Origin of the sequence: Streptomyces sp. A0592 (genome assembly GCF_004795115.1) — a bacterium.
In the GTDB taxonomy this organism is placed as follows: Bacteria; Actinomycetota; Actinomycetes; order Streptomycetales; family Streptomycetaceae; genus Streptomyces; species Streptomyces erythrochromogenes.
In genome coordinates, this window is the sequence record NZ_SSBM01000011.1 from 1 (window position 1) to 18,619 (window position 18,619).

Annotated in this window: 20 protein-coding genes; 6 read left to right on the forward strand and 14 right to left on the reverse strand. The window is 74.2% G+C overall.

What is annotated here, in order from left to right:
- Positions 1–128 precede the first annotated feature (128 nt).
- On the reverse strand, positions 129–410 hold the full coding sequence (locus tag E6U81_RS17580; protein WP_136231032.1) for a phosphopantetheine-binding protein: 282 nt from the start codon (positions 408–410) through the stop codon (positions 129–131).
- Between the two features lie 78 nt (positions 411–488).
- Here E6U81_RS17580 and E6U81_RS17585 point away from each other — a divergent pair, with 78 nt between their 5' ends.
- Positions 489–968 carry a GNAT family N-acetyltransferase gene (locus E6U81_RS17585; protein WP_136231033.1) on the forward strand — a complete coding sequence of 160 codons (480 nt, stop codon included), beginning with the start codon at positions 489–491 and terminating at the stop codon, positions 966–968.
- Between the two features lie 63 nt (positions 969–1,031).
- Here the strand turns inward: E6U81_RS17585 and E6U81_RS17590 are convergent, their stop codons facing one another.
- The 6 genes from E6U81_RS17590 to E6U81_RS17615 form a co-directional block, all read right to left on the reverse strand.
- A complete protein-coding gene (locus E6U81_RS17590) occupies positions 1,032–1,247 on the reverse strand; it encodes an MbtH family protein (RefSeq protein WP_136231034.1) in 216 nt (71 codons plus the stop codon).
- 101 nt (positions 1,248–1,348) lie between these two features.
- Positions 1,349–4,123, reverse strand: a complete 2,775-nt coding sequence (locus E6U81_RS17595; RefSeq protein WP_136231035.1) for a condensation domain-containing protein — start codon at positions 4,121–4,123, stop codon at positions 1,349–1,351.
- A 3-nt stretch (positions 4,124–4,126) separates the two neighbouring features.
- Positions 4,127–5,560 carry a SidA/IucD/PvdA family monooxygenase gene (locus E6U81_RS17600; RefSeq protein WP_136231036.1) on the reverse strand — a complete coding sequence of 478 codons (1,434 nt, stop codon included), beginning with the start codon at positions 5,558–5,560 and terminating at the stop codon, positions 4,127–4,129.
- A gap of 480 nt (positions 5,561–6,040) precedes the next feature.
- Complete coding sequence (gene argB / locus E6U81_RS17605) at positions 6,041–6,988, reverse strand: acetylglutamate kinase (RefSeq protein ID WP_136231037.1); 948 nt, start codon at positions 6,986–6,988, stop codon at positions 6,041–6,043.
- Positions 6,985–7,560, reverse strand: a complete 576-nt coding sequence (locus E6U81_RS17610) for an isochorismatase family protein (RefSeq protein WP_240803872.1) — start codon at positions 7,558–7,560, stop codon at positions 6,985–6,987. The genes argB and E6U81_RS17610 overlap by 4 nt, the downstream gene beginning before the upstream one ends.
- 42 nt (positions 7,561–7,602) lie before the next feature.
- Positions 7,603–8,286, reverse strand: a complete 684-nt coding sequence (locus E6U81_RS17615; RefSeq protein ID WP_136231038.1) for a hypothetical protein — start codon at positions 8,284–8,286, stop codon at positions 7,603–7,605.
- 248 nt (positions 8,287–8,534) lie between these two features.
- On the opposite strand from E6U81_RS17615, the gene E6U81_RS17620 reads away from it, so the two are divergent.
- Complete coding sequence (locus tag E6U81_RS17620) at positions 8,535–9,539, forward strand: ATP-binding cassette domain-containing protein (RefSeq protein WP_136231039.1); 1,005 nt, start codon at positions 8,535–8,537, stop codon at positions 9,537–9,539.
- Positions 9,536–10,351, forward strand: coding sequence for an ABC transporter permease (locus tag E6U81_RS17625; protein WP_136231040.1), 816 nt, complete (start codon positions 9,536–9,538; stop codon positions 10,349–10,351). The genes E6U81_RS17620 and E6U81_RS17625 overlap by 4 nt, the downstream gene beginning before the upstream one ends.
- 56 nt (positions 10,352–10,407) lie before the next feature.
- Here E6U81_RS17625 and E6U81_RS17630 read toward each other — a convergent pair whose 3' ends face one another.
- The 6 genes from E6U81_RS17630 to E6U81_RS17655 form a co-directional block, all read right to left on the reverse strand.
- On the reverse strand, positions 10,408–11,205 hold the full coding sequence (locus E6U81_RS17630; protein WP_136231041.1) for a VOC family protein: 798 nt from the start codon (positions 11,203–11,205) through the stop codon (positions 10,408–10,410).
- Positions 11,206–11,228: 23 nt separating this feature from the next.
- On the reverse strand, positions 11,229–11,978 hold the full coding sequence (locus E6U81_RS17635) for a hypothetical protein (protein WP_136231042.1): 750 nt from the start codon (positions 11,976–11,978) through the stop codon (positions 11,229–11,231).
- A 176-nt stretch (positions 11,979–12,154) separates the two neighbouring features.
- On the reverse strand, positions 12,155–13,117 hold the full coding sequence (locus E6U81_RS17640) for a Gfo/Idh/MocA family oxidoreductase (RefSeq protein WP_136231211.1): 963 nt from the start codon (positions 13,115–13,117) through the stop codon (positions 12,155–12,157).
- 47 nt (positions 13,118–13,164) lie between these two features.
- The gene (locus tag E6U81_RS17645) at positions 13,165–14,274 is read right to left on the reverse strand and encodes a DegT/DnrJ/EryC1/StrS family aminotransferase (protein WP_136231043.1); all 1,110 of its coding nucleotides are present in this window, start codon (positions 14,272–14,274) and stop codon (positions 13,165–13,167) included.
- A 49-nt stretch (positions 14,275–14,323) separates the two neighbouring features.
- Positions 14,324–15,034: a class I SAM-dependent methyltransferase gene (locus tag E6U81_RS17650; RefSeq protein WP_136231044.1), complete on the reverse strand. Its 711-nt coding sequence runs from the start codon at positions 15,032–15,034 to the stop codon at positions 14,324–14,326.
- A gap of 46 nt (positions 15,035–15,080) precedes the next feature.
- Complete coding sequence (locus E6U81_RS17655; protein WP_136231045.1) at positions 15,081–15,860, reverse strand: cyclase family protein; 780 nt, start codon at positions 15,858–15,860, stop codon at positions 15,081–15,083.
- A 188-nt stretch (positions 15,861–16,048) separates the two neighbouring features.
- On the opposite strand from E6U81_RS17655, the gene E6U81_RS17660 reads away from it, so the two are divergent.
- From E6U81_RS17660 to E6U81_RS17670, 3 genes are all read left to right on the forward strand, one after another.
- On the forward strand, positions 16,049–16,486 hold the full coding sequence (locus tag E6U81_RS17660) for a nuclear transport factor 2 family protein (RefSeq protein WP_136231046.1): 438 nt from the start codon (positions 16,049–16,051) through the stop codon (positions 16,484–16,486).
- 21 nt (positions 16,487–16,507) lie between these two features.
- Complete coding sequence (locus E6U81_RS17665; protein ID WP_240803873.1) at positions 16,508–17,455, forward strand: NAD(P)-dependent oxidoreductase; 948 nt, start codon at positions 16,508–16,510, stop codon at positions 17,453–17,455.
- 70 nt (positions 17,456–17,525) lie between these two features.
- Positions 17,526–17,783 carry a phosphopantetheine-binding protein gene (locus E6U81_RS17670; protein WP_136231047.1) on the forward strand — a complete coding sequence of 86 codons (258 nt, stop codon included), beginning with the start codon at positions 17,526–17,528 and terminating at the stop codon, positions 17,781–17,783.
- Positions 17,784–17,806: 23 nt separating this feature from the next.
- On the opposite strand, the gene E6U81_RS17675 is transcribed toward E6U81_RS17670, so the two are convergent.
- A complete protein-coding gene (locus tag E6U81_RS17675; RefSeq protein ID WP_136231048.1) occupies positions 17,807–18,526 on the reverse strand; it encodes a class I SAM-dependent methyltransferase in 720 nt (239 codons plus the stop codon).
- Between the last annotated feature and the right edge of the window lie 93 nt (positions 18,527–18,619).

Consider the following 18,619-nt stretch of genomic DNA (forward strand, 5'->3'; position numbering starts at 1 on the left):
CGCACCCGCAGGTGGCGCCATTGGGCCCGCACCGCCGCATCGAAGCGGCCGCGCCCCGGCTCCCAGAAGCACCAGGTGCGCGGACCCGGGGACGGCGGGGGCCGGGCGGAGCTGCTCCGGTCGGGCGATCAGGCGGCGGGCGCCAGGAGTTCGGCCCATTCCCGCAGCGTGGGCCGCTCGGCCAGGTCGACGAAGGCGATCTGCGCGCCCTCGGTCCGCCAGCGGGACACCAGCGACATCAGCCGGATGGAGTCGAGCCCCTGGTCGAGGAGGTTCTCGTCGGGGTCGATCTCCTCGGGTTCGGCACACAGCACGTCGGCGACGTCCTGGAGGAGCCGGTCGAGGCCGAACGGGCCTTCGGGAGCGGGCGTCCGGGTGTCGTTCGGGGAGGCGTTCGGGGAGGCGGTCATGGCAGGTGGCTTCCTCTGTGAGGGACGGATCGGAGCGCCTCACCATCGATTGGCTTAGGTAAGGCTAACCTAACTTCTGTGATTCCAGTTGCAGTCGAGCTCCCCGCGGTACCGGTCCGTCCGGCCCGCCCGGGAGACGCACACGCTCTCTTCGCCCTCTCCCGGACCTTCGTCGCGTCCGGGGAGCTGAGGTCCCGCCCCCTCGACCACTACCGCGCCCGCGCGGGGGAGTTCCTCCTGATGGAGGACACCGCCCCCGGCGGCGGGCTGGCCGGCTGTGTCGGCGTGCGGGACGAGGGGTACGGCGACGCCGTGCTCCACAACTTCTGTGTGGCCCGCGGCAGTCAGGGCAGGGGGATCGGGTCGGCGCTGCTCCGGGACGCGCTGGAGCGCGCCCGCGGCCACCGCGCGACCCGGGTGTTCACGGCGACGACGGGACCCGCCGTGCTGTTCGTGCGGCACGGCTTCGCCCCCGCGGAACCGGAACAGGCGCCCGCCGCGTGGGCGGCGGCCCTGGACCCGGCCCGGGGATCGCGGGTCTACGTACGGACGCTGTGAGGCTTCCGCGGGGGCGGCGCGGGCGGGATCACCGCCCCGCCGCCCCCGAGCGGTACGAGGGGCTCAGCGGGCGGATTCGGCCGCCACGAGGCTCGCCGGCCGCATGTCCGTCCAGTGCTCCTCGGTGTAGGCGGCGCAGCCCTCCCGGCTGTCCTCGCCGTGCACGACGCGCCACCCGTCCGGCACCGCCGCGAAGGCGGGCCAGAGCGAGTGCTGGTTCTCGTCGTTGACGAGCACGAAGTAGCGGGCGTCGTCGTCCTCGAAGGGGTTCGTGGCCATCGGGGTGTCTCCTCGTTCGCTGGGGCAGCGGGTCGCTGCGCCGGTGGGGCGGTGTGTCGGTGGGTGGGTGGATCGGTGCCGGACGGCGGGACGGGGCCCGCTCAGCCGGCCGGTGCGGCGAAGCGGGCCGCGAGCGCGGTCGCCGCCTCGGCCAGCCCGGCCGCCTCGGAGGCGTCGAACAGGGTGGTGGACCAGCGCCAGTGCACGGTCACGCGGTGGGCGCCGGCGGGACCCGCCGCGACCGTCGCGGTCAGTTCCACGGGCCCGGTGAGCGGCGGATCGCCGCGCAGGGCCCCGAGTGCGGTCCACTCCCCGTCCGGGGCAGGGCCCCAGCCGGGGGCGCAGTCCCGGGCGTGCAGGGCCGCACGCCGCCGGTAGGCGACGCCGCGGCCGGGGGTTCCGGCCGGCAGCGCCGACGTCTGGGGGTTCAGGTGGCGCAACTGCTCCTGTCCGCGCCCCCCGTCGGGAACGGCCGCCAGCAGCCGCCGTACGGGATCGGGGCCGTCGGCGTCCAGCGGCAGCCGCACCCCGTGCACGGTGGAGAGCCGTCCGGCCGTACGGGGGGCCGTCCCGGGGCGGGGGAGCTCCAGCTCGACCGGCAGCCGCGCGCCGTCGTGCAGCCGCGGCCGGCCGTCGGCGGTACGGGCCAGCGCCGCCAGGAGCGCCACGTCGACGGGGTGCGGCCCCGGCGGCCCGGCGGGCACCTCGAACCGGGTCACCGTGCGGTGCCCGCCCTCAGCCGCGGGCCAGGCCCGGGCCGCGGGTCCATCCGCCAGCTCCGTCCAGTACGGCAGCTCCCGCACCCGAGCGGGGGACTGGGCCGTGGTGGCCAGCCCGGAGGCCCATGCGGTCAGCCCGCCGGCCCGCCCGAGGGCGCCCGGTGGCGCGCCGGAGCCAGCGAACCAGTCGTACAGCACGGGGAGTTCCGCGAGCAGCAGCTGCCACGAGACGTCGTCGACGCACAGCGCGTGCGCGGTCAGCAGCAGCCTGCCCGGCTCTGCCGGACCGGCGTCGAACCAGGCCGCCCGGAACACCGAGGCCGCCGCCGGATCCAGGGCGTCCCCGGCGGCCCGCGCCGCCGCGGTGACCAGCAGGTCCCGGGCGCCGGGCGCCAGCCCTGCCACCGGGTAGCGGCGCAGGTTCGTCGCGTCGGTGACGGCCGGTGCCTCCGCCGCGGGCCGGATCTCCTGGCTCCAGACGCCGTGCGACCGGTGCAGGGCCAGGCGCAGCGCCGGGTGCCGGCGCGCCAGGGTGGTCAGGGCGCGGCGCAGCGGAGCCGTCCGCAGCCCCGCCGGAACCTCCAGCAGGACGTGCTCGTGGGCGCCTTCGGCGGGCCCAGGTGCCTCCCGCAGCCGGTGTGCGGCGGGCAGCAGGGTCAGCGGTCCGGCCTCGTGGTCCCCGGCCGGTACGGGCACCGGTCGCACGGCGTCCGACGGGGCGGCACCCGACCGCGCGGAGCCGTCGGCGTCCGGCCGGACGGCGGCGATCCTCCCGACGGGCGTCCGCGGGCGCCGGGCCAGCCCGGCCAGCAGGGCGGCGAATCCGGCTGCCTCGGACTCCAGTTCGGCCGGTTCGTACAGGGCGGGGTTGGCGTCCAGATCGAGACGGAGCAGGCCTTCGGGGGAACGGGAGGCCGAGACGGCGAGGTCGTCCACCGGCCCGGAGGCCAGGCTGACGACCCGGCCCGGCACCCCGGCGAAGTCGAGCTCGGTCTCGAACGGCCGCAGGTTGACCAGCGGCCCGGGCACCCGGGCACCGGTGTGACCGGGCCAGACGGCCCGCGCCACCTCGGTGCCGCGCACCCGCTGGTGCCTCCGCAGGAACGCGGTCTCCGCGGCCGCCCGCGCCAGCAGGTCCCGGAAGGTGTCGGCCCGCCCGGCCGCGATCCGTACGGGCAGGATGTTCACGGCCGCGGCCGGGACCCGCAGCGTGCCGGGGGCCGTGCGGGCCGCCGCGTACACGGCGAGCAGCGCCTCCGCCGCCCCGGTCCGCGCGGTGGTGTGCGCGGCCGTGGCCGCGAGCACCGCCTCGCCCCAGGTGACTCCGGCGCTCCGGGCGGCGGCCTCGACGGCGGCGGTGTCGGCCGCGTCGAGGAGCACGGTGCGGCGCAGCGCCGTGTCGGCGGGCGGCGCGCTGCGCCCGCGCAGCGGCGCGGGCGGCGCGGCCCCGGCCAGGCGGCGGGTCCAGGCGGCCAGATCGGAGCGCCGCTCGGCGGAGGCGGCGTAGGCGCTCTCCGCCTCGACGAGCGCGGTCACCGGGGCGAACGGCGACGGCCCGGCGGTACGTCCGCGCACGGCCGCCGTGTACAGCTCGGCGATGCGGTGGTTGAGCAGGGCGAGTCCGTGTCCGTCCACGGCGAGCTGGTGGAAGAACTGCACCAGCAGGTGGTGTCCGGGGCCGACCGTGACGAGCACGCTCCCGGCGAGGTCCGGCACGTCCCCGGGGACCGGCGGATCGGTGAGCAGGTCGAGCCGGGGCGGGCAGGCGAGCTGGCCGCGGACCAGGCCCAGCGCGGCGGCCACCGGGTCGGCGGCGCCGGAGGTGTCGAGCAGGGCGGGCCGCCGGGGGCGCCCCGGCGAGCGCACGGGGGACTGCCGGGGGCCGTCGTCGCCCCGGGTCAGCCGGAACCGCAGCCAGGGGGCCTCGTCGAGGGCGGCGGCCACCGCGTCCCGCAGGGCCTCGGTGTCGACGGGCCCGGCGAGTTCGACGTACTGGCCGACGTTGTGCCCGGCGTACCCGGGAGCGGCGGACTGCGCCGCCAGGAACTCGGTCTGCGCCGCGGTCAGCGGTACGGCGTCCGGTGCGCCGGCGGCGGGCACCGCGGGCACGGAGGGGGCGGCCGGTGCGGCCGGGGTGGGGGAAGAGGTGGCGGACACGTGTCAGCTCCGGATTCCCGAGGGATGGGGGGCGGCCCCGGCAGCGGCCGCCGCCAGCCGGTCGCGGCCGGTCCTCACCGCGCGCTCCGCGCCGCTCAGCAGCAGGGAGTCGCAGATCTCGCCGGACCTGACGGCCAGGGTGGAGAGCAGGGAGGAGGTGAGGCCGTGGGTGTGCTCGGTGCCCGCGCCCTGGAGGTAGATCCCGGCCCGCAGCCGCGGGGTCGTGACGACCCGGTGGTCGCGGCCTATCCGGAGCCGTCCCCGGCCGTCGGTGAGGCACTCGTCGACCAGATCGCCGAGGAGGTCGCGCGGGTCCGGGGAGCCGTAGCCGGTGGCGTACACCACGGCGTCGCAGTGCAGTTCGGCGGCGGTTCCGTCGATCAGTGAGCGGACGGTGGCGCGGGCGCCGCCCGCCTCCTCGCGGACGTCGGCGACCTCGCTGGTGTTCAGGATCCGCAGCCGTTCGGTCCCTGAGACCTTCTCCTGGTACACGGTCCGGTAGAGCTGGGTGATCAGGTCCCCGTCCACGACCGAGTAGTTGGTGTTGGCGTGGTAGCCGAGGAGCTTCTGCTTGACCTCGTCGGGCGCGGCGTAGAAGTCGTCCACGGCGGCCGGGTCGAAGATCCGGTTGGCGAAGGGGCTGTCGTCGGCGGGGCTGTAGCCGTAGCGCGCGAAGACGGCGCACACCTCCGCCTCGGGGAAGGCCCGGTGCAGGTGCTCGGCGGCCTCGGCGGCCGACTGGCCCGCGCCGACCACGACGAACCGGCGGTGCGTGAGCCCGGTCAGGGAGCGGGTGCGGTGCAGCAGTTCGCTGGTGTGCCAGATGTGCTCGCCGCGGCTCACGCCCTCGGGGAGCCGGGGCAGCAGCCCGGTGCCGAGGACCAGGTTGTGCGCGTACAGCGGAGCCGCCTCGGCGGCGTCCGACGGGGGCGCGCCGGCCGGGCGGTGGTGGACCTCCACGACCTCCAGGGCGTCCGGGTCCGCCCCGGGCAGGTCGCGGGCCGCGGCCACCCGGGTGGCTTCGGCGCCGTAGGAGACCTGGGCGGCGAAGTCCTCGGCGCACCACCGGAAGTAGTCGTGGAACTCGACCCGGGTGGGGAAGAAGGTCTTCTGGTTGATGAAGTCCGGGAGCCGCCCGTGCTCCTGGAGGTACTGCAGGAAGCTGTAGGGGCTGGCCGGGTTCCGGAGGGTCACCAGGTCCTTGAGGAAGGACACCTGCATGGTGGCGCCGTCCAGCAGCATGCCCGAGTGCCAGCAGAAGGCCTCCTGGCGCTCGACGAACGCCGCCAGGACCGCCTCGTCGGCGGACCGCCGGGCGTTGTGCTCGGCCACGGCGATCGCCAGGGCCAGGTTGGCGGGGCCGAAGCCGATGCCCACCAGGTCCCGGACAACGGGGATCCGGTCCCCGGACCCGGTGTGCGTATGTGGTGCGGACATGCCCATCCTTCCTCGGACTTACCTGGCTACTTAGGTAAGGCTGACCTAACGTCACTGATCGTTCGGGGTGTGTCAAGTCACCGCAGGTCACCCGGCCGAAGGCATGGCGAACCGCCAACCGCCGTAGCTTTCACGGAGGTTGGTTGATGGGCAAGATCGGGCCGGGAACCGGGCGGGCGGCGCTCGGTGCGCCCTCCCGGCCGTCCCGAGCGGCGCGAATCGGCCGCCGGTGATCCCGGAAGGCCGGGAATTCGGGGGATCGGGCCCCGCGGCGGACGCCTGGCGGGGTGGTGCCGGGCGTGGCTCGCGGTGGCTCGTACCGACCCCCGGGAATCGCGCTTTCAGGGCGTCCCGTTGGATGCGGTCGGCCTTTCGATTGGACGGCTCCCCGCAGCGGGAGGATCCTGCCGCTGTCGCTCAACGCATGGCCGGCCCGGCCGACTTGAGGGCCGGGCCGCTACCCGTGGGTAGCGATCCGGGCTATCGGCCGGTACCCGTTCCGGTGCCGGGCGCCCGGTCGGGGGCGGGGTCCGGCACCACGCAGGTGCCGACGGGGGTGTCGTTGAAGACCTCCAGCAGCAGCGAGTGCGGCACCCGCCCGTCCAGCACGTGCGCCATGGCCACTCCGCCGCGGACCGCCCGCAGGCAGCCCTCCATCTTCGGGGCCATGCCGCCGTCCAACGACGGCAGCAGACCGGCCAGTTCCGCCGCGGTCAGCCGGTCCACCACGGAGGTGCCGCGCGGCCAGTCGGGGATCAGCCCCGCCACGTCGGTCAGCATCACGAGCTTCTCCGCGCCCAGTGCGGCCGCCAGCGCCGCCGCTGCCAGGTCGGCGTTGACGTTGTAGACCTGCCCGTCCGTACCGCGCGCCACCGGTGAGATCACCGGGATCCGGCCCCGGTCCAGCAGGGCCCGCACCGTGTCCGGGTCCACCGACACCACCTCGCCGACCAGGCCGATGTCCACCTCGCGCCCGTCGACGAGGGCCGGGCGCCGCACCGCCGTGAGCGTGCGGGCGTCCTCGCCGGTCATCCCGACGGCGAACGGGCCGTGTTCGTTGACCAACCCCACCAGCTCCCGCTGGACCTGACCGGCCAGCACCATCCGCACCACCTCCATCACCTCGGGGGTGGTGACCCGCAGCCCCGCCGCGAACGACACCTCCAGGTCCAGCCGCCGCAGCAGCGAGCTGATCTGGGGGCCGCCGCCGTGCACCACGACCGGCCGCAGCCCGGCGTACCGCAGGGACACCACGTCCGCCGCGAACGCCCGTTTCAGCTCCTCGTCGACCATCGCGTTGCCGCCGAACTTCACCACCACCGTGCGGTCCCGGTAGCGCTCCAGCCACGGCAGCGCCTCGATCACGGTGCGCGCCCGTCCCTGCCCGTGCTTCTCGTGCGCGGCCGGTGCGGGGGGAGGGGTCGTCATGGGCCTGCCATTTCCTGGAGGAGGGTTCGGGTGGTGCGGACCACGCCCCACCGGGCGGCGGTCCAGCGGATGGCGAGGGCGTGGTCCTCCGGGCCGACGTCGGCGACGGCGTCCGCCGCCACGAAGGGCTGGATGCCGTGCATCCGCGCATCGGCCGCCGTGAGCAGCACCCCGCCCGCGGCGAACAGGCCGCACAGCAGCAGCTGGTCGCGGCCGGTGAGGGCGAGGACGCGGCGCAGGTGGCTGCGGAGGAAGGCGTTCTCGCGGACGTACGTGATCACGTGGTCGCCGCGTTCGGGGACCAGCGGGTCGTCGGGGCCGGGGCCCGCCCCCGGGGCGTGGCCGAACACGACGGGTATCCGGCGGGCCCGCGCCTCCCGGCGCAGCGCGGCGGCGTTGGCGAGCAGCTCGCCGCCGGGCGCCGCGGTCGCCGGAAACGACCGCAGGAACTGCGGCTGCATGCCGAGGATCAGCAGGGCGGCCCGGCCGGGTTCGAAGGTCCAGGCTTCCGACGAGGGCGGGAGCGCGGCCTCGTCGGGCATCGGATAGGGCGTGACTTTGGACAGGTCCATGACCGGGGTCCCCCTCGCGCGGGCGGCCGGTCGTCGCCGCCCCTAGTTTGACTTAGGTAAGCCTAACCTAATGCGAGTGTTCCCCGGTGGGGAAAGCAGTGGATCGTCCAGTTGTACGAGGCGGTAACGGCGATCGCCCGCCGCGGTCTTGCTCTCCGCAGGGTGCGCGACGCGCCCGCCGCGAGCCGTACGGGCCTCCCGCGCCGTCCGCGAGCGCATCCGCTGCGCCGCCTCCAGCAGCGCCTCCACTCCGGAGGTGGTCCGCCGCAGCCGGTTGAAGCGGCGGACGGAGAACCCGGCCAGCCGGCCGGCCACCGGCCAGGCCGCACCCCGCCCCACGGCGTCCAGGACGACCCGCAGCATCGCCGGCGTGGCGCCGCCGTCCGCGGTCAGGCCGTGCCCGTCCGCCAGGGCCCGCGCGGCCCGCAGCGCCGCCGCGAAGGCCTGGTCCTGCTCCAGCCACCCGCGCAGCATCCGCTCCGGCACGCCGGCGGCCACAGCGATCGCGGGCTCCCCAAGCCCCTGGGCGGCCGCCCGCAGGGCCTCGGCCATCCGCGCCACGGTGTCGTCGCGCTGGCTCGGCGGCCGCCCCAGGGCCTCCCGCAGCGCCTGCTCCGCCTCGTCGCGGGCGGCCAGCCAGGCCACGACCCGCGCCGCGCTCTCGGCCCGCTCGGCGGACCCTCTCATCCCGGCCGGCGCGCTCGGCCCGGCCATGTGCTCGTACACGGTCTTCCCCGATCGGTCAGGTGTACCTGACACCGAAGAATCGGCCGTCCGCGACCCGCGCGCCCGCCGTTCCGCCGCCGGGCCGCCACCCCGGCAAGGGGGTTGGAGGGATCTGGCCTCTCCGTTGTCCGTCCGGCCGCACCGGCCCGCGCCGCCCGGGCCGTGCGCCCGGCCGGACAATGTCAGTGGCGTGCGTCACAGTTGAGGGAAGTGACAGCAGCACGTACCTCCCGTCCGGGGTGATCTCCATGCAGTACGCGATCCGGGCCGAAGGCCTGGCGAAGCGGTTCAAGCAGACCCGCGCACTGGCCGGCGTGGACCTCCAGGTGCCCGCCGGCAGCGTCCTCGGCCTGCTCGGGCCCAACGGCGCGGGCAAGACGACCGCCGTCCGCATCTTCGCCACCCTCCTCCAGCCGGACGAGGGCCGCGCGGAGGTCGCCGGGTACGACGTCGTCCGGCAGGCGGGCCGGGTCCGATCGGTGATCGGGCTCACCGGCCAGTACGCCGCCGTCGACGAGAACCTGACCGGCACGGAGAACCTGCTGATGATCGGGCGGCTGCTGGGCATGCCGCGCAGCGCGGCCCGGGCCCGGGCCGCCGAGCTGCTCGACCGCTTCCAGCTGGTCGAGGCGGCGGGACGGGCCACCAAGACGTACTCGGGCGGCATGCGGCGGCGCCTGGACCTCGCGGCGAGCCTGGTGGGGCGGCCGCAGATCCTCTTCCTGGACGAGCCGACCACCGGGCTCGACCCGCACAGCCGCGGCGAGGTGTGGGACATGCTGCGCGGCCTCGTCGCCGAGGGGGTCACGGTGCTGCTGACCACGCAGTACCTGGACGAGGCGGACCGGCTGGCCGACAGCATCGTCGTGATCGACAAGGGCACGGTCATCGCCGACGGCACGCCCGACGAGCTGAAGGCGCAGGTGGGCGGCCAGGTGCTCCAGCTGCGGCCGGCCCGGACCGCGGACCTCGCCCGGGCGCACGCCCTGCTCGCCGAGGCCGCGGGCCCGCTGGCCGAGATCGACGGCGACGAGGTCACCGCGCCCGTCAGGGACCCGGAGCTCATGCCGAGCGTGGTCCGCAGGCTGGACCAGGCGGGCATCGCCGTGGCCGAGCTGACCCTGCGGCGCTCGTCGCTCGACGAGGTGTTCATGGTCCTGACCGGCCACCGGGCGCAGCCGCAGACCGCAGCGGACGACGGTGGCGGTGACGGTGACGACGAGCAGTACGCGACCGCCGGGAGCCTGTCATGACCACCGCTTCCGCACCCGTGACCGGCACCCTGGGCGGCAGCGGCCGGGTGCGCCCCCTGGCGGCGCTGCGGCAGACAGCGACGCTCGCCTGGCGCAGCCTGGTCTCCGTCAAGCACAATCCGCTGGAGCTCGTCGACTACAGCATCTCGCCGATCATGTTCGTCTTCCTGTTCACCTTCGTCTTCGGCGGACAGATGGCCGGGTCCCCGCAGGCGTACCTGCAGTACGCGCTCGCCGGGATCATCGTCCAGAACACGCTGTTCATGAGCATGTACACGGCCATGGCGCTGAACACCGACCTCACCAAGGGCGTCTTCGACCGGCTCCGCAGCCTGCCCATCGCCCGCTCGGCGCCGCTCCTCGGACGCATCACGGCCGACCTGGCCAAGCAGCTCTGGGCGATGCTCCTGATGATCGCCCTGGGCACCCTGCTGGGCTTCGAGATCACCGGCGGCGCCGCCGGGTTCGTCGGCGGACTGCTGCTGCTCCTGGTCTTCGCCGCGGCCATGTCGTGGACGGCCGTGCTGATCGGAATGCTGGCCGGCGACGCGGAGAAGGTGCAGGTCTTCGCCTTCACGCTGATCTTCCCGATCACCTTCACGAGCAGCGCGTTCGTCATGGTCGACACGATGCCCGGCTGGCTCCAGGCCTGGGTGAACGTCAATCCCGTCACCCAGCTGTCCGACGCCTTCCGCGGGCTGCTGCTCGGCACCCCGGCCGGCGAGCCGATCATGTGGTCGCTGATCTGGGCGGCGGGCATCGCGATCGTCTTCGTCCCGCTCGCGATGCGTGCGTACCGCTCCCGGGTCTGACCCCTGCCGGTCCGGCCTCGGCGGGGCCACCGGGACCAGGGCCACCGGGACCAGGGTCAGTCCGGCGACGGGGCCAGCACCACGAAGTCGGCGCCCGCCGGGTCGAGGCAGACGGCCAGCCGTCCGACGCCCTCGGCGTCCTCCGGCCCCATCTGCACGCTCCCGCCGTTCCCGGTGACCGCGGCGACCGCAGCGTCGCAGTCGGTGACGGCGAAGACGGGGTGCCAGTACGGCCTCCCGCCCGCCGCGGCCAGGTTCTCGGCGGGCAGCTCCATCACGCCGCCGTGCATGCGCTCCGCGGGTTGCCCCTCGGGCGTGACCAGGGCGTACGTCCCTCCGCCGCCCGGCAGCTCCATGTCGCTGAACCACCAGCCGAAGACCCCGCCGTAGAAGTCCTTGGCCGCCGCGGCGTCGCTCGTGCAGAGTTCCGTCCACGACAGCGAGCCCGGCTCGTCGACCAGCTCGACCCCCTTGCTGGTCCCCGGCTGCCAGACGGCGAACTGGCCCCCCAGCGGGTCGCTGTACTGGGCCATCCGCCCCCACTCGTCGAGGTCCCTCGGCGGCACCCGCACCGTGCCCCCGGCGCGCTCGACGGCCTGGGTGGCGGCGTCCGCGTCGGGCACGCTGTAGTAGATCATCCAGGCCGGGCGGGCACCCTCCTCGGTGAGCCTGCCGAGTCCGCCGACGACCTTCCCGTCCTTCCGGAACATCCCGCCCTCCATGTCCTCGCCCTCGCCCATGGACTCGTAGTCCCAGCCGAGCACGGCCCCGTAGAACGCGGCCGCGGCGGGCACGTCGGGAACGCCGAGGTCGATCCAGCAGGGGGCGCCCGCCGCGAAGTCAGTGGTGATCATGGTGGTCCCTTTCGTGCGGCGCGCTACTGGAGCTTGGACAGGTCGACCGAGTCGGCGGGCGCGGGGGGCTTGGGCCGGACCGGCTCGTCGAAGGCGGAGAAGGTGGCCTCCACGCGCTCGCCGGAGGCCTTGGCGCCCTGGAGGCGCAGGAGGTACGGCTCGTCCTGCGTGGACACCTGGTAGGTGCCGGTGTCCCCGCCGCGCTTGCCGGTGACCGTGATGGCCGGACGGCCGTCGACGCTGCTGCGCGCGCCCTTCTTCAGCTGCTCGTTCGCCGGCTTCGAGGAGAACTCCGACGTGAAGTGGTCGAGATCGCAGAACTGTGCGAAATCGCGCAGCATGATGTTGTCCGTGGTGCCGTGCAGGTAGCGGCCGTCGATCAGTGCGATCGCGTCCTCGGCCGCGGCGGCCGGCACCTGGGCCCGCAGCAGCGCGTCGTCGAGCTTCATCCACACGTCGTTGCCGCGTTTGATCACGTCGGCCCGGCCGGAGCCGCCGGGAGGCCTGACGCTGCCGACGCAGTTGCCCGCCTCGTCGAAGCGGATGTCCAGCGCGGTGGTGCCCGACCCCTCGGTCACCTTGGCCACCATGCGCATGGACGTGACCTCCGACATGGCCTTGCGCGAGGCGTCGGCGATGGCCTGCGCGCTCTTGTCGGCCATGCCGTTGTCGTCGGCCAGGGCGGTGCCCGGGCCGGCGCCCGCGAACACGATCAGAAAGACGGTTCCCGCGGCCGCGCGGCGGACCACGGCTGCTGCCCGGGGTGCGGACATCGGGCGTCACCTCCCTGGGACCGCCACCGGATGGCGCCGGGTGACACCCTGCCTGCGGTGCGGCCGGTCACCGGATCAGCGTAGGTCCGCGCCGCGGACGCCGCAGTTCGGGAGCCCGCCGCCCGTCCGGTGCGCGGCCCCGTTCCCGGCCCCGTTCCCGGCGCCGTCCTGCCGCCTCACCCGACGACGATCCTGGCGGCCTTGCGGACGTCCTCGACCAGCCTGGCCTGCAGGAGCGACTCCGCTTCGCCGACCGGTCCGTCCCCGCCGGCCAGGACGGCGGCCGTGAACGCGGCCAGCGCGTTGCGCACCTGGTCGTCCGCGGGCATCGCCAGCTCGGTCAGCCGGTCCTGCTGCTGGAGCCGGACCACGGGCTTCAGCACTTCCGGCGGGGTGTAGGCCCGCTCCACCGAGATCCGTCCCGCGCCGCCCCACAGGGCGTAGCGCGACCGGTAGGAGTGGCGGAAGCCGAACTCCAGCTGCGCCGCGACGCCGTCGGGGGCGCACAGCAGCGCCGTGCCCGCCACGTCCACCCCGGTCGCGTCGTCCACCCGCAGGGTGGCCGCCAGCACCTCCGGCTCACCGGACAGGTACATCTGCGCCGTGCGCAGCGGATAGACGCCGACGTCCAGCAGCGCACCGCCGCCGAGCGAGGGGGCGTACCGGAACCCGGCGGGGTCCAGCGGCGGTACGCCGAAGGACCCGGAGAGCACCTCCAGCCCGCCGATGGCACCCGACTCGACGAGCGAGCGGACCCCGGCGTGCTGGGAGTGGTGCAGGAACATGAAGTTCTCGGCGAGGATCCGGCGGTGCCGCCGAGCCAGCTCCATCAGCTCGACGGCCTCCGCGTGGGTCGTGCACAGCGGCTTCTCGCACAGCACGTGCTTGCCGGCCCGCAACGCCTCGGCCACCTGCTCGAAGTGCAGCGCGGGCGGGAGCGGCACGTACACGGCGTCGATGTCGTCCCGCTCCAGCAGCGCCCGGTAACCCTTGACCCCGGCGCACCCGAACCGGGCCGCCGCCCGCCGCGCCTTGGCGGCGTCCCGGCTGGCCACCGCGACGAGCTCGGCCGACTCGGCCGCCGCGATGGCCGGGAGCATCCGGCGCAGCGCGATGTCCGCGCAGCCGAGCACACCCATGCGGACCCGGCGGCCGCCGTGCCCCTCCCGCCCGGTGGGGACAGGGCTCACAGCGTGGCCAGTACGTCGTGGAGCGCACCGATCACCTTGTCCTGCACCGCCGGGTCCAGCGAGGGGTACATGGGCAGCGAGAAGATCTCCTCGGCCGCCGACTCGGTGACGGGCAGGGACCCCTTGGCGTATCCGAGGTGGGCGAAGCCCGTCATGGTGTGGACCGGCCACGGGTAGCTGATGTTCAGCTGGATGTCGTAGGCCTTCAGCGCCTCGATGATCGCGTCGCGCCGCGGATGGCGGACCACGTAGACGTAGTGGACGTGGTCGTTGCCCGGTGCCGTCGAGGGCAGGACCAGCCCGGTGCCGGCGAGGCCCTCGGCGTACCGGCGGGCCACCGCGCGCCTGCCCTCGACGTAGGCGTCGAGCCGGCGCAGCTTGCGGCGCAGGATCTCCGCGTGCAGCTCGTCCAGGCGGCTGTTGTGCCCCGGCGTCTGGACGACGTAGTAGCGCTCCTCCATGCCGTAGTACCGCAGCCGCCGCAGCGCGGCGTCCACGGCCGGGTCCGAGGTGATGACGGCGCCGCCGTCGCCGTAGGCCCCGAGCACCTTGGTGGGATAGAAGGAGAACCCGGCCGCGGCCCCCCAGGTTCCGGCGAGGCGTCCGCCCTGGCGGGCGCCGTGGGCCTGGGCGCAGTCCTCGAAGACCACCAGGCCGTGCTCGTCCGCCACGGCCCGGAGCGCGGTCATGTCCACGCACTGGCCGTACAGATGGACCGGCAGCAGACACCTGGTGCGCTCGGTGACGGCCGCGGAGACCTGCCCGACGTCCATCAGGTAGGTGTCGGGGTGGACGTCGACGAAGACCGGCGTCGCCCCCACGGAGTCGATGGCCACCACCGTGGGCGCGGCGGTGTTCGAGACCGTGATCACCTCGTCGCCGGGGCCCACGCCGATCGCCTGGAGGCCCAGCTTGATCGCGTTGGTGCCGTTGTCGACGCCCACCGCGTGCCCGACCCCGTGGTAGGCGGCGAACTCCTCCTCGAAGCCGCGCCCGCTGGCGCCGAGCACGAGCTGCCCCGACCGCAGTACGGTCTCGACGGCGTCGTGGATGTCCTCCCGCTCGTTCTCGTACTCGCGCAGGTAGTCCCATACGTAAGTGGTCATGGCTGAGTCACTGTCTCCGCTCGTCTCCGGCGCGTGCCTGGATGGGGTCCTACTGCCGTACACCGACGAACAGACCGCGGCCGGTCGGGTCGCCGGGGAGGTACTCGACGGTGCACCCGGCGTCGGCGAACGCCGCGAGGTACTCGTCCTTGGTGAAGAGGGTGAGGACGTCGACCTCGGTGAACTCCCGGATGCCCGAGCTGTCGCCGACCAGGAACCGCACCTCCATCCGGGTCGCGCGGCCCTGGAGGGTCGAGTGCGAGATCCGCGCCACCGTGCGGCCGTTCTCCCGGCCGAGGTCGCCCGCGACGTAGCCCTCGACATGGTCCTCGGGGAACCACCACGGCTCGATGACGAGCACCCCGCCGGGGCGTACGTGCCGGGCCATCGACCGCACCGCGTCCCGCATGTCGGCGACGGTGCCGAGGTAGCCGATGGCGCAGAACATGCACACGACCGCGTCGAAGGTGCGGCCGAGGCCGAAGGCGCGCATGTCGCCGGGGTGGACCGTCACCGCCGGCAGCCGCCGGTGCGCCAGCTCCCGCATCGGGGCGGCGATCTCCAGGCCCTCGGTGTGCTTGAACAGCGTTCCGAAGGTCTCCAGATGGGCTCCGGTGCCGCAGGCCACGTCGAGCAGGGAGTCCGCGTCCGGGCACCGCGCCCGTACGAGGGCCGTGACGTGGGCCGCCTCGGCAGGCCAGTCCTTGCCCCGGCTGCGGTAGAAGATCTCGTAGACCTCCGCCAGCTCCTGTCCGTACATCTCTCTCCAGTGGGTGTCGGTGTCGGCGTAGGGGTCGGGGTCGGGGTCACTCGTCGACCATGGCGACCGCCCTGGTCCAGCCCGCGCCCCCGCCCGCGATCTTCACGGGGAAGCAGACGACGGTGAACCCGTACGGGGCGGGCAGGGCGTCGAGGTTCGCCAGGCGCTCGATCTGGCAGTACTCCCGGTCGCGGCCGGCGAAGTGGGCCGGCCACAGCACCGAACGGTCACCGGAGCGCCGGTAGCGCTCGATGATGTCGGTGAACGGGGCGTCCAGGCTGAACGCGTCGGTCCCGATCACCCGCACCCCCAGGTCCAGCAGCAGGTGCACGGCCGGCCCGTCCAGCCCGGCGAACTCGGTGAAGTACTCCGGCGTGCCCGCCCGCGCCGGGGCCCCGGTGCGCAGCAGGACGATGTCCATCGGCGCCGGGGTGCGGCCGATCCGCTCGAACTCCTTCTCCAGCCGCGCGGCCCCGACGACACCGGTCGCCGCGTCGGTGAGGTCGAGCACGATCCCCGGCCTGCAGAACCAGTCCAGCGGCATCCGGTCGATGTGCCGCGGCACGCCGTCGCCGTACCCGGCCCTGGAGCCGTAGTGCGACGGCGCGTCGACGTGCGTGCCGGTGTGCGAGGTCAGGGTGATCCGGTCGAGCGAGAGGAACTCCCCGTCGGGCAGTTCGTCCGGGGAGAACTCCAGCCCGAAGTGCGTGCGCATCTCCGCGCTCATGTGCTCCGCACCCTGACGTGGCGTCAACACCTCGTGCACCACCGGATCCGGCTCGTACGCCGTGGCATCCACCGCCGACGACAGGTCGATCAACCGCACACGGACCTCCTACGCACCGAACCGCTCGCACCGACGAGCAGATCGTGCTCCGCGCCGACGGAGAAGCGCTCAAGCCTCACTCGGCTCCCGCGCGTCACGTTCGAGCCGATGTCGAAGGGCGTCGTGAATCGTTCGCGGGTGCGCCCGTTCGCCCCGAACGGGACCAGCGTGAGGAGGACGCGGTGGCAATGCGGACGGGAACCTCGTCGTCGTTCGATTCCCTCTATGCCGAAGTGCAACAGTTCTACGCCGATCACATGCACCTGCTGGACGCCGGGGACGGCGAGGGCTGGGCGCGGACCTTCACCGAGGACGGATCGTTCGCGCCGCCCTCACTGCCCGAGCCCGTCGTCGGCCGGGCCGCCCTGGCCGAGGGGGTCGACAAGGCCGCCGCGGCGCTGGCCGAGGCCGGCGAGGTGCACCGCCACCTGCTCGGCATGGTGTCGGTCCGGCAGGGCGAGGACGGCTCCCTGAACGTCCGTTCGTACGCGCAGATCATCGCCACGGCCCGGGGCGGCAGCCCCCGGCTGCACCTGATGTGCGTGTGCGACGACGTGCTCGTCCGGGTCGACGGCGAACTGAAGGTGCGCGAACGCCGCGTCACCCGTGACGACCGGCGCCCGTGACGGCGCGGAAGGGAGGACCCGGTGACGAGCCCGCATGAGGTGAGCAGGCCGAGCACGCCCCGCACGGTCGCGGTACTGGGCGCGACCGGCACCATCGGTCGGCAGGTGGCCGCGGCGTTCACGCGCGCGGGACACGAGGTGCTGGGCGTGGCCCGGCGCCCCGCGCCGCACACCGCCCGGCACCCCTTCGTCCCGCTGGACGTGGCGCAGGCGGATCCCCGGGACATCGCCGACCTCCTCGCCGAGCGGAACGTGGAGGTCGTCGTCAACGCCACGGGCGGATGGGTCGTGACCGAGGAGGCGATGCACCACGCCCACGTGCGGCTGGTGGAGCGGATGCTCGCCGGCGTCGCGAAGCTGCCCACCCGCCCCCGCGTCGTCCACGTCGGCAGCATCCACGAGTACGGATTCGTGTCCCCGGACCCCGACGGCATCGACGAATCGGTGCCGCCGGAGCCCACCACCCCGTACGCCCGGACGAAACTGGCCGGGTCGCAGGCCGTACTGGAGGCGGCCCGGACCGGGGACGTCGACGGGGTCGTGCTGCGCCCGGTCAACGTGTGCGGTCCGCACCCGTCGGAGGCGAGCTTCCTGGGCACCGTGCTGAACCGGCTGCGCGCACTGGCACCGGGGGAGCGGCTGGAGCTGGTGATCGCGGACGCGGCACGCGACTACGTCGACGTGCGGGACGTGGCCTCGGCCGTCCTGGTGGCCGCGGACGCGGCCGCCGCCGGCACCGTGTTCAACATCGGACGCGGTGAGGCGCCCACCATGCGCGAACTGGTCACCACCCTGGTCGAGGCGGCCGGCTTCCCGCCCGGCACGGTCCAGGAGACCGGCGGGGCGGTGGAGAGCAAGGGCGGCGGCTGGACGAAGGCCGACATCCGGCGCGCGGAACGGGTACTGGGCTGGCGCCCGGCCATCGGGCTGCGGGCCTCCCTGCACGACATGTGGAAGGCGGCGGGCTGAGCCCCTGCCGCCACCCCGGGCGCCCGTCGGCGGGCGCCCGGTCCCCCACCAGCGGAGAGAGGTACGTGTGATGAGTGAACTGACCCTGCCGGTACTGGTCGAGATCTTCCGCGAGTGCGCGGGCGAGGCGGACGGCGCCGATCTGGACGGAGAGGGCGTCGGTGACGTCGAGCTGAGCGTCCTCGGCTACGACTCGCTCGCCCTGCTCGAAGCGATCAGCCAGGTCGAGCGGAGGTATTCCATCGGCATGCCGGACGCGGAGACCCGCATCAAGACGCTGAACCAGTTCCTGGAGCAGGCCAACGCGGAACTGGTACAGCGGTCCTGAACCCCGCCGTCCCGTTCGCCGGATCAGCCGGCGGACGGGACGGCGACGAAGAGCCCGCGGCCGGCGGGCGCCACGGGGACGTAGTCGACGCGGAAGCCGGCGGCCGCGAACGCATCCTCGTACTGCCCTTGCGAGAACAGGCCGATCAGGTGCGTCTCGTGGAAGTGCCGGACGCCCGACGCCCCGTCCGCGACGAGGTAGTGCACGTTCATCCGGGAAGCGGCCCCCTCCCGTACGGAGTGGGAGACCCGCGACACGGTCCGCCCCCCGACCGTCGCCGTGGCGCCGGCGACATGGCCGTGCAGGTACGTCTCGGGGAACCACCACGGGTCGACGGCCAGCACCCCGTCGGGCGCCAGGTGCCGAGCGAACCGGCGCAGCGCACCGACCAGCGCCTCCTGCGTCAGCAGGTAGCCGATCGAGCCGAACATGCACGTGATGACGTCATAGGTGCGGCCCAGTTCGAAGTCCCGCATGTCGCCCACGTGCACGGGCACGTGCGGCAGCGCCGCCCGGGCGAAGCGGGCCATCGGCTCGGACAGCTCCAGCCCGGCCACCTCGTCGAACAGCTCGTCGAAACACCGCAGATGGGCCCCGGTGCCGCAGGCCACGTCGAGCAGGCTCCCCGCGTCCGGCTTGTGCGCCCGCACCCGCCGCTCCACCTCGGCCGCCTCCTGGAGGTAGTCCTTGCCGCGGCTGCGGTGGATGAGCTCGTAGATCTCGGCCAGTTCGGCTCCGTACACGGCGACCTCGCTCGACGGGCACCCGCCGGCGACAGGGCGACGGGTGCGGCGGAAGGGACAGGGGTCCGGCGGGACCGATGGTCGGGCCGGCCG

Bases quoted from the DNA above. Each gene is read 5' to 3' on its own strand.
- E6U81_RS17580 (WP_136231032.1), bottom strand. From the start codon at position 410: ATGACCGCCTCCCCGAACGCCTCCCCGAACGACACCCGGACGCCCGCT.
- E6U81_RS17590 (WP_136231034.1), bottom strand. From the start codon at position 1,247: ATGGCCACGAACCCCTTCGAGGACGACGACGCCCGCTACTTCGTGCTC.
- E6U81_RS17600 (WP_136231036.1), bottom strand. From the start codon at position 5,560: ATGTCCGCACCACATACGCACACCGGGTCCGGGGACCGGATCCCCGTT.
- argB (WP_136231037.1), bottom strand. From the start codon at position 6,988: ATGACGACCCCTCCCCCCGCACCGGCCGCGCACGAGAAGCACGGGCAG.
- E6U81_RS17610 (WP_240803872.1), bottom strand. From the start codon at position 7,560: ATGGACCTGTCCAAAGTCACGCCCTATCCGATGCCCGACGAGGCCGCG.
- E6U81_RS17620 (WP_136231039.1), top strand. From the start codon at position 8,535: ATGCAGTACGCGATCCGGGCCGAAGGCCTGGCGAAGCGGTTCAAGCAG.
- E6U81_RS17625 (WP_136231040.1), top strand. From the start codon at position 9,536: ATGACCACCGCTTCCGCACCCGTGACCGGCACCCTGGGCGGCAGCGGC.
- E6U81_RS17630 (WP_136231041.1), bottom strand. From the start codon at position 11,205: ATGATCACCACTGACTTCGCGGCGGGCGCCCCCTGCTGGATCGACCTC.
- E6U81_RS17635 (WP_136231042.1), bottom strand. From the start codon at position 11,978: ATGTCCGCACCCCGGGCAGCAGCCGTGGTCCGCCGCGCGGCCGCGGGA.
- E6U81_RS17640 (WP_136231211.1), bottom strand. From the start codon at position 13,117: ATGGGTGTGCTCGGCTGCGCGGACATCGCGCTGCGCCGGATGCTCCCG.
- E6U81_RS17645 (WP_136231043.1), bottom strand. From the start codon at position 14,274: ATGACCACTTACGTATGGGACTACCTGCGCGAGTACGAGAACGAGCGG.
- E6U81_RS17650 (WP_136231044.1), bottom strand. From the start codon at position 15,034: ATGTACGGACAGGAGCTGGCGGAGGTCTACGAGATCTTCTACCGCAGC.
- E6U81_RS17660 (WP_136231046.1), top strand. From the start codon at position 16,049: ATGCGGACGGGAACCTCGTCGTCGTTCGATTCCCTCTATGCCGAAGTG.
- E6U81_RS17670 (WP_136231047.1), top strand. From the start codon at position 17,526: ATGAGTGAACTGACCCTGCCGGTACTGGTCGAGATCTTCCGCGAGTGC.